The sequence below is a fragment of the Bradyrhizobium genomosp. III genome, assembly GCF_000261705.1.
Taxonomy (GTDB): Bacteria; Pseudomonadota; Alphaproteobacteria; order Rhizobiales; family Xanthobacteraceae; genus Bradyrhizobium; species Bradyrhizobium ottawaense.
In genome coordinates this window covers 53,678-67,061 of record NZ_AJQF01000047.1, presented here as the reverse complement: position 1 = coordinate 67,061, position 13,384 = coordinate 53,678, and the positions used below count along the sequence as shown (strand labels likewise).

General features: G+C 64.7%; 10 protein-coding genes. 7 read left to right on the top strand and 3 right to left on the bottom strand.

Going from position 1 to position 13,384, the window contains the following annotated elements; all coding sequences use genetic code 11:
- Both IC66_RS0104770 and IC66_RS0104765 read right to left on the bottom strand, forming a co-directional pair.
- Positions 1 to 2,061: efflux RND transporter permease subunit (locus IC66_RS0104770; protein ID WP_038946828.1), on the bottom strand; the 2,061-nt coding region annotated here is incomplete at its 3' end.
- On the bottom strand, positions 2,058 to 3,263 hold the full coding sequence (locus IC66_RS0104765; protein ID WP_028139692.1) for an efflux RND transporter periplasmic adaptor subunit: 1,206 nt from the start codon (positions 3,261 to 3,263) through the stop codon (positions 2,058 to 2,060). The genes IC66_RS0104770 and IC66_RS0104765, both read right to left, overlap by 4 nt.
- A 362-nt stretch (positions 3,264 to 3,625) precedes the next feature.
- On the opposite strand from IC66_RS0104765, the gene IC66_RS0104760 reads away from it, so the two are divergent.
- The 7 genes from IC66_RS0104760 (at position 3,626) to IC66_RS0104730 (ending at position 12,436) form a co-directional block, all read left to right on the top strand.
- Complete coding sequence (locus IC66_RS0104760) at positions 3,626 to 4,780, top strand: iron-containing alcohol dehydrogenase (RefSeq protein WP_038946827.1); 1,155 nt, start codon at positions 3,626 to 3,628, stop codon at positions 4,778 to 4,780.
- 18 nt (positions 4,781 to 4,798) lie between these two features.
- Positions 4,799 to 6,349, top strand: coding sequence for an AMP-binding protein (locus IC66_RS0104755; protein ID WP_038946826.1), 1,551 nt, complete (start codon positions 4,799 to 4,801; stop codon positions 6,347 to 6,349).
- A 416-nt stretch (positions 6,350 to 6,765) separates the two neighbouring features.
- Positions 6,766 to 8,364, top strand: a complete 1,599-nt coding sequence (locus tag IC66_RS0104750) for an ABC transporter substrate-binding protein (RefSeq protein ID WP_038946825.1) — start codon at positions 6,766 to 6,768, stop codon at positions 8,362 to 8,364.
- A gap of 40 nt (positions 8,365 to 8,404) precedes the next feature.
- Positions 8,405 to 9,352, top strand: coding sequence for an ABC transporter permease (locus IC66_RS0104745; protein WP_028139688.1), 948 nt, complete (start codon positions 8,405 to 8,407; stop codon positions 9,350 to 9,352).
- A 191-nt stretch (positions 9,353 to 9,543) separates the two neighbouring features.
- On the top strand, positions 9,544 to 10,437 hold the full coding sequence (locus IC66_RS0104740; RefSeq protein WP_028139687.1) for an ABC transporter permease: 894 nt from the start codon (positions 9,544 to 9,546) through the stop codon (positions 10,435 to 10,437).
- Positions 10,437 to 11,444, top strand: a complete 1,008-nt coding sequence (locus IC66_RS0104735) for an ABC transporter ATP-binding protein (protein WP_038946824.1) — start codon at positions 10,437 to 10,439, stop codon at positions 11,442 to 11,444. Before IC66_RS0104740 ends, IC66_RS0104735 begins: the two co-directional genes overlap by 1 nt.
- The gene (locus tag IC66_RS0104730; protein WP_038946823.1) at positions 11,441 to 12,436 is read left to right on the top strand and encodes an ABC transporter ATP-binding protein; all 996 of its coding nucleotides are present in this window, start codon (positions 11,441 to 11,443) and stop codon (positions 12,434 to 12,436) included. The genes IC66_RS0104735 and IC66_RS0104730 overlap by 4 nt, the downstream gene beginning before the upstream one ends.
- A gap of 11 nt (positions 12,437 to 12,447) precedes the next feature.
- Here the strand turns inward: IC66_RS0104730 and IC66_RS0104725 are convergent, their stop codons facing one another.
- The gene (locus IC66_RS0104725; protein ID WP_038946822.1) at positions 12,448 to 13,272 is read right to left on the bottom strand and encodes a hypothetical protein; all 825 of its coding nucleotides are present in this window, start codon (positions 13,270 to 13,272) and stop codon (positions 12,448 to 12,450) included.
- Positions 13,273 to 13,384: the final 112 nt, after the last annotated feature.

Here is a 13,384-nt window from a genome sequence, read left to right as displayed (position 1 = left end):
GCCGCCGCCGGTGCCGATGCCAGGCACGGCCGGCGGCGGGATCACGATGATGAAGGCGCCCTGGATCGCGGACAGGCGCTTGCGCAGCTCGACCGTGATGGCGTTGGCCGTCAATCCTTTCTTGATCCGCGCCTCTGGTTCGTCGAACACCGGGAACAGCGCGGCGGCATTGCCCGCCTGTGTGCGGGTGGCACCGGAGAAGCCGGCAAAGGCGGCGACACGAACGATGCCCGGCGTGTCCAGCGAGATCCGCTCGATCTCGCGCACGACCTCGGTGGTGCGCGCCAGCGAAGCCGCGCCCGGCAATTGCACGGATACGATGACGTAGCCGCGGTCCTGCGCCGGGATGAAGCCTTGCGGCGTGGTCGCGATCAACCAGCCGGCGCTTCCGATCAGCACGACATAGATCAGGATCATCACCACCGAGTGCCGGATCACGAAATTGGCGAGGCCGGCATAGCCGTGCGCCAGACGGTCGAACACGCGATTGAATACGCCGGTGAAGGCATTCCAGCCGCGCGCGATGACATTCCAACTCGCGGGCGCCCGCTTCTCCTCGTGCGGCACCAGGATCTGCGAGGCCAGCGCCGGCGACAGCGTCAGCGAGCAGAAGCAGGAGATCGCGGTCGCAACCGCAATGGTGACGGCGAATTGCTGGAAGAACTGCCCGGAAATACCGCCCAGAAAGGCGGTCGGCACGAACACCGCGCAGAGCACCAGCGCGATCGAGACCAGCGCGCCGCCGACCTCCTCCATCGTCTTGAGCGCGGCATCGCGCCGGCTCATGCCATGCTCGAGATGCCGCTCGACGTTCTCGACCACCACGATAGCATCATCGACCACGATGCCGACCGCGAGGACGAGGCCGAACAGTGTGAGGTTGTTGATCGAGAAGCCCAGCGCCGCCATCACCGCGAAGGTACCGACCAGCGACACCGGGATCGCGATGATCGGAATGATCGCGGGACGCCAGCCCTGCAGGAACACCAGCACGACGATGACGACGAGCAGCATGGCCTCATAGATGGTCTTGATCAGCTCGTGGACGGACTGAGCGATGAATTCGGTCGGGTTGTAGCCGATATTGTAGTCGAGGCCTTTCGGGAAGCTCTCCTTCAGCCTCGTCATGGTGTCGGTAATGTTCTTCGCGGTAGCGAGAGCGTTCGATCCCGGCCGCTGCGTCACCAGCATGGCGACCGCGGATTTGCGCAGCAGGAAGCTGTTGGTGCTGTAGGCGAGCGCCCCGAGCTCGATGCGGGCGACGTCACGCAGCCGCACCACGCGGCCGTCCGAGCCGGCCTTGATCAGGATGTCCTCGAACTGCTTCTGGTCCTTCAGGCGGCCCGTGAAGGTGAGGTTCGGCTGGAAGGCGCGGTCGGCGATCGGCGGCTCGGCGATCTGGCCGCCGGCGATCTGCACGTTCTGCGCGCGGATCGCGGCCAGCACCTCCGCCGAGGTCAGGCCGAGATTGGCAATCCGGTCAGGATCGAGCCACAGCCGCATCGAATAGTCGCGGGCACCGAAGATCTGGATGTCGCCAACGCCGTCGAGACGCAGCAGCTGGTCGCGGACCTGGAGCAGCGCGTAATTGGAGATGTAGAGCTGGTCGAAGGTGTCGTCCGGCGACAGCATGAACACGACCATCAGGATGTCGGGCGAGTTCTTGCGGGTGGTGACGCCGTTGCGCTGGACCTCCTCGGGCAGGCGCGGCTGCGCGATCGCGACGCGGTTCTGCACCAGCACCTGGGCCTTGTCGAGATCGGTGCCCAGCTTGAAGGTGACGGTGATGGTGAGCTGGCCGTTCGAGGTCGCCTGGCTATAGAGATACAGCATGTCCTCGACGCCGTTGATCTCCTGCTCGATCGGAGCTGCGACCGTGTCGGACACGGTCTGCGCGGAGGCGCCGGGATATTGCGTGGTGACGACGACGGTCGGCGGCACCACTTGCGGATATTCGGACACCGGCAGCGTGGTGTAGGCGAGCGCACCGACGATCAGGAGCACGATCGACAGCACCATCGCGAGGATGGGCTGGTTGATGGAGAGACGACCGAGATTCATGACTTGCCACCGGCCGGCGCTGGCGCAGTCTGCGGGGCAACCTTGGCACCGACACGGGCACGCTGGATGCCGTTGACGATGACGCGATCCTCGGCCTTCAATCCTTCGCGGATCACGCGCAGGCCGTCGTCCAGCGGTCCGAGCACCACGGGACGCGCCTCGACGGTGTCGTCGGGCTTCACCACGAACACGATCTTGCGGGACTGGTCGGTCGCAACAGCGACGTCCGGAATCAGCAGGGCCTCATAGGGCGCGCTGCCGATCAGCCGGACGCGACCGAATTGGCCGGGCAGGATCGACAGATCGGTATTCTTGACCACGGCGCGGCTGCGCAGCGTGCCGGTCGAAACGTCGAGCCGGTTATCGAGGAAGTTGATGGTGCCTTCATGGGACGGCTTGGTTTCGCCGGCGAGCGTCACCTGCACCGGATTGGCCGTGTCGCGCGAGCTCGGACGCCGCCCTTCGAACCACAGCTTGCTGTATTTGATGAAGGTCGCCTCATCCATGTCGAAATAGACGTAGATCGGGTCGAGCGTGACGATGGAGGTCAGGAGGGTCGAAGAGCCATTGTCGCTGCCCTGCACGAGATTGCCGGGGCTGACGAGATGGCGGCTGACGCGGCCGGTCAACGGTGCCGTCACATGCGTGAATTCGATGTTCAGTCTGGCCGCTTTGAGCGCGCCTTCAGCCTGCACCTCCGCGGCATGCGCAGCTTGCAGGGCCTGACGGCGCTGATCGACGACCTGCTCGGAGACCGCGCTGGTCTGCACCAGGCTGAGGCCGCGGTCGAGCTCGCGCTTGGCAAGTTCCACCTTGGCCCGTGCATCCGACAGCTGCCCTTCCGCCTGCGTGGCCACCGCCTCGAACGGACGCGGGTCGATCACGTAAAGCAGATCGCCCTGATGCACGATGGCGCCGTCCTGGAATTCGACCGAGTTGACGAAGCCGCCGACGCGCGGGCGCACCTGCACCTCCTCGACCGCTTCGAAGCGGCCGGTGAACTCGTCCCAATCGGTAACGGTGCGCTTGACCGGCTGGGCGACCGTCACGGGCGCCGGCGGCGGCGCAGACGCTTGCGAGGTGGGCTGCCCGCAACCGGTGAGCGCGAACGAAGCGACGAGGAGGCCCGCGAGTGCGTAATGCCGCGGCTGGACGAATTCGTGCTTTTTGACAAGTCGCTCGCTTCCATCCGGTCCAGCCATCCCAGGTCCTCGCATCGTCCTCATGCCAAAAGCCGCGGAAAAGGCAGGGTAGGCATTTACCCGCGGGCGTCCCAAGATGGGTGGAGTTGATGAACACTTCAAGACCAAAGCGCGTGCAGGGCTCCAAGCGCGCCCTGACCGGATGGCGGGTTGACAGGGGGTGGCAACCCGCCCGGCACGCGCTGAATAGCCGGCAGGTTTGCGATTGGACTTTGTTCGCCGGGCTCATGAATGGAAACGTCCTTCCCTTTCCCGCACGCGGGGAAAGGGAAAGAGCGCCAGCGCCTTCGCACATGACGAACGCCATCCGCTCGGCTAGATTGCCCTCACAAAAACAAGACGAATTGTCCGGGAGGGCTGGCGTGCACCAGGGACGTGTCGTTTTCGGCGCGATCGAGGAGGTCGTGTTCGGCCATCCTGCAACTGAGGCCATCGTCGCGCAGATGGACCGGCTGGGAACGCGCCGCGCCTTCCTGATGGTTTCGGGCACGCTGAACCGGCAGACCGACGAAATCGAGAAGATCAAGCAGGCTTTGGGCCCCCGCTGCGCCGGCCTGTTCGATGCCATGCCGGCGCACACGCCGCGCGAGGCGGTGATCGCGGCAACCAACGCGGCGCGCGGGGCCGGCGCCGATCTGATCGTCACGGTGGGCGGCGGCTCGATCACCGACGGCGCCAAGGCGGTGCAGCTTTGCCTCGCCAACGGCATCGACGATATCGACGGCATCGAGCGGATCCGCGTGCACAAGGGCGTCGCACCGGAGATGACGGCGCCAACCGTGCGCCAGGTTAGCGTGCCCACCACGATCGCCGGCAGCGAATTCAGCGCGATCGCGGGCGTCACCGACCGAGCTGCGCATGTGAAGCAGATGCTGCGGCATCCGCTCGCCGTGCCGCGCGCGACCATCCTCGATCCCGCGATCACCGTGCACACCCCGGAATGGCTGTTCCTGTCGACCGGCATCCGCGCCATCGACCATTGCGTCGAGGCGATCTGCTCGCGCGAGACGCATCCCTATGCCGACGCGCAAGCGGTGAAGGGCCTCGCCATGCTCGCCGACGCGCTGCCGCGGGTGAAAGCCGACCCCGCCGATCTCGACGCGCGGATGGACGCGCAGATCGGCACCTGGCTGTCGATGGGCGCGCTCGCGGCCGGCGTTCCCATGGGCGCGAGCCACGGCATCGGCTACGTGCTGGGCGCGGCCTTCGACGTGCCGCACGGCTACACGTCCTGCATCATGCTGCCGGCGGTGATGCGCTGGAATGCGAGCGCCAATGCCGAGCGGCAGATGATCGTCGCGGCCGCCATGGGCTTTCCCGGCCACGACGCTGCCGACGTGCTCGATGCCTTCATCCGCTCGCTGGGCATGCCGCGCAGCCTCACCGAGGTGCAGGTGTCGCCGCAGCATTTCGACGCCATCGCCGAGCAGGCGATGCGCACCAACTGGATCCCGCGTAACCCGCGCAAGATCGAAGGCCCGGCGCAGGTGCGCGAAATCCTGCTTCTCGCCGCATAAATCAAAGCCGGAGGATAGATGTACCCAGGTCAGCATGCCCGCCTACGCCCGCTGCAGCCCGCCTTCATCATGGCGGCCACAGGCGAGGCCGTCACCTATCGCGAGCTCGATGCGCGCAGCAACCGGCTGGCCCACCTGTTCCGCAAGCACGGCTTGAAGCGGCTCGACCACTACTCGATCTTCATGGAAAACAATTCGCGCTATCTGGAGGCCTGCGGCGCCGGCGAACGCTCCGGGCTGTACTACACCTGCATCAACTCGTTCCTGACGCCGGGCGAGCTCGCCTATCTGCTGGTCAACAGCCAGTCCAAGATCCTGATCACCTCGGTGGCGAAGCTCGACATCGCCCGCGAGGCGATCAAGGCCTGCCCCGACATCAAGCTCTGCATCGTCGCCGACGGCCCCGGCGAGAGCGAGCGCATCGTCGGACTTGCGGACGTCACCGCGGATATGTCGGCAACATCGATCGCGGATGAGTGGCTCGGCACCGCCATGCTCTATTCGTCCGGCACGACGGGACGGCCGAAAGGCATTCTGCGGCCGCTGCCGGAGGAGCCGCCGAAGCATAATCTGCCGCTGTTCGATTTCCTCACCAAGCTCTGGCACTACCGCGAGGGCATGGTCTACCTCTCGCCTGCCCCGCTCTATCACTCGGCGCCGCAGGCGGCCGTGAACCTCACGGTCCGCATGGGCGGCACCGTGATCATCATGGAGAGTTTCGATCCCGAGCGTTACCTCGAACTCGTCCAGCGGTGGGGCATCACCCACACCCAGCTGGTGCCGACCATGTTCTCGCGCATGCTGAAGTTGCCGGCGGAGGTGCGCGGCCGCTACGACCTGTCCTCGCTGGAGATCGCGATCCACGCCGCCGCGCCCTGCCCGGCGCTGGTCAAGGACGACATCATCAAATGGTGGGGGCCGATCATTCACGAATATTACGGCGCGACGGAGGGCCTCGGCTTTACCGCCTGCAACAGCGAGGAATGGCTTAGCCACCGCGGCACCGTCGGCAAGGTGCTGCTCGGCGATCTCCACATCCTCGACGAGAACATGCGGGAATGTCCGACCGGCACCCCCGGCCAGGTCTGGTTCAAGACCGCCTCGCCGTTCGAATATTTCAACGACCCGGAGAAGACCAGGGAGGCGCGCTCGGCCGACGGCAGCATGAGCACGGTCGGCGATGTCGGCTATGTCGACGCCGACCGATTTCTCTACCTCACCGATCGCGCCACCTTCATGATCATCTCCGGTGGCGTGAACATCTACCCGCAGGAATGCGAGAATCTGCTCATCACCCATCCGAAGGTCGCCGATGCCGCGGTGTTCGGCGTGCCCAATCCCGATCTCGGCGAAGAGGTGAAGGCGGTGGTCCAGCCGATGCCTGATGTCGTGCCGGGCGAGGCGTTCGCCGAAGAGCTGATCGCATTCTGCGCAAAATCGCTGTCGCGGCAGAAGGTGCCGCGCTCGGTCGATTTCGAGAAGGAATTGCCGCGGCTGCCGACGGGGAAGTTGTACAAGCGCCTGCTGCGGGACCGGTATTGGGGAAACAAGGCGTCGAGGATCGTGTGAGGGCGTCGCTCCGCTCGCGGGCGATATGCGCGAGACTCGTCCAAACAAATGGTGTCGTCCCGGGGCGCGACGAAGTCGCGAACCCGGGATTCATAACCACAGGGAATAGTCGTAGCGCGAGCAGGTCACCCCGAGTCTTCGCCAAACGTCTCCCTGTGGCTATGGGTCCCGGAACTGCGCTTCGCTTGTCCGGGACGACAGTGAGTTCGTTGATTCTGCATCGCGCAACATCACCGCAGGGACCATCTCTTCGCACCTGCACTCTCACATCGTGAGCATGATAACCTGCGGCCTTCCGTCATCCGAATTGTCGAGGCGGCATGCGGCCTTACCGGTTGCCTCCCTCAACTCGCGTGCTATCGTCGCGACAAACAGGCCGCAAAGGCCAAAAAGACTGATGTCCAGGGAGGATGAGCATGCGGAGCGTGTGGGCGCTCGCCGCAATGGCGGCGCTATCTGTGCTGACGGCCTCAACCACCACGCTCGCTGGCGAGCCCAAGCAGGGCGGCGTCCTGCGAATGTATCACCGCGACAGCCCGGCCAACGCATCGATCCTCGAGGGCGCGACCTATTCGGTCAACGTGCCGTTCATGGGCGTCTTCAATAATCTCGTCATTTACGACCAGCACATCGCGCAGAACAGCCCTGATACCCTCCGGCCCGAGCTGGCCGAAAGCTGGTCCTGGGGCAACGACAACAAGAAGCTGACATTCAAGCTGCGCCAGGGTGTCAAATGGCATGACGGCAAGCCGTTCACATCGGCCGACGTCAAATGCACCTTCGATCTCCTGATGGGCAAATCGCAGCAGAAGCTTCGGCAAAATCCGCGCAAGGCCTGGTACAATGAAGTCAACGAGATCACGACGAGTGGCGATTTCGAGGTGTCCTTCGACCTGAAGCGGCCGCAACCGTCGCTGCTGGCGATGCTGGCGTCAGGCTATACGCCGATCTATCCCTGCCACGTCTCGCCCGCGGACATGCGCACGCATCCGGTCGGTACCGGACCGTTCAAGTTCGTCGAGTTCAAGGCCAATGAATCGATCAAGCTGACGCGAAATCCGGACTATTGGAAGAAGGGCCTGCCCTATCTCGACGGCATCGAGTACACGATCATCACGAACCGATCGACCGCGATCCTCGCTTTCGTCGCCGGAAAGTTCGACATGACCTTCCCGACGCACATCACGATCCCGCTCCTGAAGGACATCAAGTCGCAGGCGCCGAACGCGACTTGCGTCGTCGAGCCGACCAACGTTTCGACCAACATCATCGTCAATTCGACCTCCGCGCCGTTCGACAACATCGATATTCGCCGCGCGATGGCGATGGCACTCGACCGCAAGGCGTTCGTCGATATCCTGTTCGAAGGCCAGGCCGACATCGGCGGCACCATGCTGCCACTGCCTCAAGGCGTCTGGGGCATGCCCAAGGACAAGCTCGAGACCATTCCGGGCTATGGCCGGGACGTGAACGCGAACCGCGAGGAAGCGAAGAAACTGATGCAGAAGGCGGGCTACGGCCCCGACAAGCACCTCGCGGTGAAGGTCTCGACGCGCAATCTCGCGGAATATCGCGACCCCGCCGTGATCCTGATCGACCAGCTCAAGAGCATCTATATCGACGGCGAGCTCGACGTCGTCGAAACCGCGAACTGGTTCCCGAAAGTCGCGCGCAAGGACTACATGCTCGGCCTCAATCTGACCGGCAATTCCGTCGACGATCCCGACCAGTCCTTCTACGAAAACTATTCCTGCGGCTCGGAGCGGAACTACACCAATTACTGCAACAAGGAGATCGAGAAGCTGTTCGACGTGCAATCGCAGGAGACCGACACCAGCAAGCGCAAGCCGCGGGTCTGGGATATCGACAAGAAGCTGCAGGAGGATGTCGCCCGTCCGATCATCTTCCATGCACGGGCCGGCACCTGCTGGCAGCCCTACGTCAAGGGCATCACGATCATGTCGAACAGCTCCTATAACGGCTTTCGCTACGAGGACGCGTGGCTCGACAAGTAGCGCGGCAGGCTGAAGAGTAGCGGCTCGCGGAGGGCGAAGGATGTTTGCCTATCTGGTGCGACGCCTGTTCCTGATGCTCGTGACCCTGTTCGGGATCTCGATCGTCATCTTCCTCCTGCTGCGCATCGTGCCCGGCAACATCGTCGACATCCTGTTCGCCGCGGCCGGCTATGTCGATCCCGCCGACAAGGCCAACCTGGAGAAGGAGCTCGGCATCGACCAGCCGCTGATCGTGCAATATTGGCACTGGATCAGCGGTTTTCTGCGCGGCGACTTTGGTTACTCCTACGTCTCCGAGAAGCCGGCGCTGCAGGAGATCCTGCCGCGGATCCCGATCACGGCGCGGCTCGCCGGCCTCGCGCTGTTGTTCTCGGTCTCGATTGGCATTCCGCTCGGCGTCATCAGCGCGGTGAAGCAAGGCACGCGGCTGGATTACGCCTTGCGCGTCGTCAGCTTGAGCGGCTTGTCGCTGCCCTCGTTCTGGCTCGGCCTGCTCATCCTCACGGCGTCGGTGGCGATGTTCGGCCAGATGCCGATCTTCAATCCGAATCCGCAGACCTGGCTCGAGGCGTTCGCAACCTATGCCGTGCCGGCTGCCGCCGTCGGCTTCCGCAGCGCGGCGCTGACCATGCGCATCACGCGGTCCTCGATGCTGGAGGTGCTGCGGCAGGATTACATCCGCACCGCGCGCGCCAAGGGCGCCTCCGATGCCGCCGTGAACTATCAGCACGCGCTGAAGAACGCGATCCTGCCCGTCATCACCGTGATCGGCATCGAGGCGGCGTTCCTGATCGGCGGCCTGATCGTCACCGAGACGGTGTTCAACATCCCCGGCGTCGCCCGCTTCCTGGTCGAGGCGATCCGCTGGCGCGACTATCCGATCGTGCAGAACCTCGTGATGCTGATCGCCGTCGTGGTGGTGAGCGCGAATTTCATCGTCGACATGCTCTACGCCGTGTTCGATCCGCGCATCAGGTACACGGATTAGCCGCATGACCTTCTCTCACACAGTATGTGCGCTCTCCTTCACCTCTCCCCGCCTGCGGGGAGAGGTCGGATTGCGCAGCAATCCGGGTGAGGGGGAGTCTCCGCGAGTCCAACTCCCACCTCCCCCGCGGAGAGCCCCCCTCACCCCTACCCTCTCCCCGCAGGCGGGGAGAGGGGGAAGATAGAGTTCACATGGCCGCGATCGACTATGACGTTGAACTGAGACGCGCCGGCGCCTACGCGACCGGTGGCTGGCGCCGCGTGCTGTATCTGGCACAGCGGCATGTGCTGGGCGCCGCTGGCCTCGTCATCATGACCGTGTTCGTGTTCACCGCCATCTTCGCCGATTTCATCGCGCGCTATGATCCCCTGTCGATCGATTCGGCCCGCGCTCTGGCCCGCCCGAGCCTGGCGCACTGGATGGGAACGGACTCTTTCGGCCGCGACGTGTTCAGCCGCATCATCCACGGCGCGCGGATCTCGCTTGCGGTCGGGATCGGCTCGACCGCGCTCGGCGGCACGATCGGCGTCATCGTCGGCCTGACCTCCGGCTATCTCTCCGGCTGGGTCGATCTCGTGTTCCAGCGCGTCTCCGACGTCCTCCAGGCGCTGCCGCTGCTGGTGCTGGCGCTGGTGATGACGGCGGCACTCGGCCCGTCGCTGCCGAACGTGATCATTGCGATTGCCATTCCGCTGATCCCGACGGTCGCGCGCGTTATCCGCGCCAACACGCTGGCGCTGCGCGAACTCCCCTTTATCGAAGCCGCCAAGTCGATCGGCATGAGCGAAGTGCGCATCGCGCTCCGCCACGTACTGCCGAACACGCTGGCGCCGCTGATCGTGCTCGCGACCGCGCAGCTCGGCTCGACCATCCTGACGGAAGCTTCCCTCTCCTTCCTCGGCCTCGGCATTCCCGAGCCTTATCCGTCTTGGGGCCGCATGCTCTCCGAGTCCGCCGCCGAATATGTCCGCACCGCTCCGTGGCTGGTGATCTTCCCGGGCATTGCGATCAGCCTCGCCGTGTTCGGCGCCAACCTGTTCGGCGACGCCCTGCGCGACATCCTTGATCCGAGGCAGCGCGGCTGATGACGGACAAATCCAACCTTGTGCTCGAAGTGAAGAACCTGAAAACGGTGTTCTTCACCAATTCCGGTTTGTTCAAAGCGGTCGACGACCTCTCCTTTACCGTGAAGCGCGGCGAGACGCTGGCGATCGTCGGCGAATCCGGCTGCGGCAAGAGCGTCACCGCGCTGTCGCTGATGCGGCTGGTGCCCGATCCGCCCGGCCGCATCGTCGGCGGCTCGATTTCGCTCGAAGGCACCGACCTGCTGGCGCTGGATGAGGCGGAGATGCGTGCCGTCAGGGGCAACCGCATCTCCATGATCTTCCAGGAGCCGATGACCTCGCTCAATCCGGTGATGCGGATCGGCGACCAGATCGTCGAAGCGGTGCGGCTGCACCGGAACATCCCGGCCAAGGAGGCCCGGAATATCGCCGTCGAGATGCTGCGCCTGGTGCGCATTCCCGAGCCGGCGCGACGCGCGAAGGAATATCCGCATCAACTCTCCGGCGGCATGCGCCAGCGCGCGATGATCGCGATGGCGCTGGCCTGCCGGCCGGCGCTGCTGATCGCGGACGAGCCGACCACCGCGCTCGACGTCACCATTCAGGCGCAGATCCTGGCGCTGATCCTCGACCTTCAGAAGGAGCTCGGCACCGGGCTCGTGCTGATCACGCATGATCTCGGGGTGGTCGCGCAGACGGCGCAGCGCGTGATCGTGATGTATGCGGGCCGCAAGGTCGAGGAGGCCAGTGTCGAGGCACTGTTCGCCGCGCCAAAGCATCCCTATACGCGCGGGCTGATGGCTTCGATCCCGGCCGTTCCGGCGGCCGGCGTCCCGGCACAGGCGCGGCTGAATGAAATTCCCGGCACCGTGCCGTCGCTGGTGCGGCTGCCGAAGGGCTGCGCCTTCGCACCGCGCTGCAAGCTCGCAATCAAGCGCTGCGAGGCCGAATATCCGCCGCTTGCGGATTGGGGCGGCGGACATCTTGCAGCCTGCTGGCGTGCGGCTGAAGTTGCGGAGGTGGCATGAGCGAAGTTCTGCTCGAAGTCACCAACCTCAAGAAGCACTACCCGGTGCGGGCCGGCGTATTGCGCAGGCAAGTCGGCACCGTGCACTCGGTCGACGGCGTCTCGTTCTCGGTTCATGCCGGCGAAACGCTCGGGCTCGTCGGCGAATCCGGTTGCGGCAAGTCGACGGTGGCGCGTAGCGTGTTGCGGCTGGTCGAGCCGACCTCGGGCCAGATTCACCTCGAAGGCGAGGATATCACCCATCTGTCCAAGGCGGCACTGCGCCCGCACCGGCGCTCGATGCAGATCGTCTTCCAGGACCCGTTCGCCTCGCTCAATCCGCGCATGACCGCCGGCGACATCGTCGGCGAGCCGCTTGCGGTGCACGGGCTCGCCAGCGGCAAGGCGCTGGATGCGCGGGTCGCAACGCTATTCGAGCAGGTCGGCTTGCGAGCCGACCAGATGCGCAACTTTCCGCATCAATTCTCCGGCGGCCAGCGCCAGCGCATCTGCATCGCGCGCGCGCTCGCACTCGAGCCGCGCCTGATCGTCTGCGACGAGCCGGTGTCCGCGCTCGACGTCTCGATCCAGGCGCAGGTGATCAATCTGCTGATCGACCTTCAGCGTCAGCACGGCTTCTCCTATCTCTTCATCGCGCACGATCTCGCCGTGGTCGCTCATATCAGCCATCGCGTCGCCGTGATGTATCTCGGCCGCATCGTCGAGATAGCAGGCAAGGACGAGCTGTTTCGCAATCCCAGGCATCCCTACACGCAAGCGCTGCTCGCCTCGGTGCCGGTTGCCAACCCGCTGGCGAAGAAGCTCGCGCCGCTGGTCGACGGGGATGTGCCGAGCCCGGTCAATCCGCCGCCCGGATGCGCGTTTCACACCCGCTGCCGATATGCGATGGAGCGATGCGGGGTTGAGCGGCCCGCACTGCTGGATGCGGGCAACGGGCATCAGGTGGCGTGTCTGCTCAATGAGGGCACGGGGCGGAGCAACATAGTCCCGTAGGGTGGGTTACGTCAGCGGACCGCGCTTCGCACGGCCGCGGGCTCGCTACGATTGCGGAGCGTGCTGATCACCGGCCAGGCCGCCAAGGCAGCGGCCAGATGCTTGAGCGTGTGGCCCGAGACGACGTGCCCTGTGGCTTCGAAAATGAGCGCGTCACCGAGTTCGAAAAGCTTCGCCAGCACATAAAAGAAGATCACGCCACCGAGCGGCACGCCGAGCGCGCCAGGCCGCGGCCGCGTCAACGCCAGTCCCACGGCAAGTGCCATGCCGCCGAACTGCACGACCACCCATGGCGTGAGATTCTCGCGCGCCACCCAGGCAGCTAACAGGCCGGCCATCATCATCAGGACCAGCACCGCCTCGCCGGCACGCACGCTGATGCGTTCACTGGCTGCGATGCCCAGAAAGCCCGCGAACGCCACCGCCATACCGAGACGATCGGCCACGAGGCGTTGCGGCATGTCGGGGTCCAGGTGATAGAAGCCAGATCCCAGGCAGGTGAGGATCAGGCCGACGAAAAGCCAACTTGCACCCACAGGCGCATCATGGCGGGCGCGCAGCCGCTCCGAACCCCAGACGCCCATCGCGAGAAAGGCGAGATTGCTCAGCACATCGCCGGCGTTGGGCACACCGAGCCAGGTGCGACTGTCGACGAAGTGCGGGACGTGCCAAGCGGCGGCGGGCAGCGCGGGAGCGAGGAGTGCCGACAGCGTCAGAACGCTGAGGGCCCCAATCAGGTATCTCTCGCGGAGTTGTGGGGCGGCGAACGAGAAGCGTCGGGATACCGACGGGAGCGTCGGATTGGTCGCTTGGGCGGGATCATTTGGGCGCAACATGCCGGCTCCAAAATTGAACAATGTTCAATATGTGTAGCCCGAAAATGAAAGACGTTCAAATTGAATTTCCCCCTTGCGCCAGTACGCAATTAAGCAACTGAAATAATAGGGA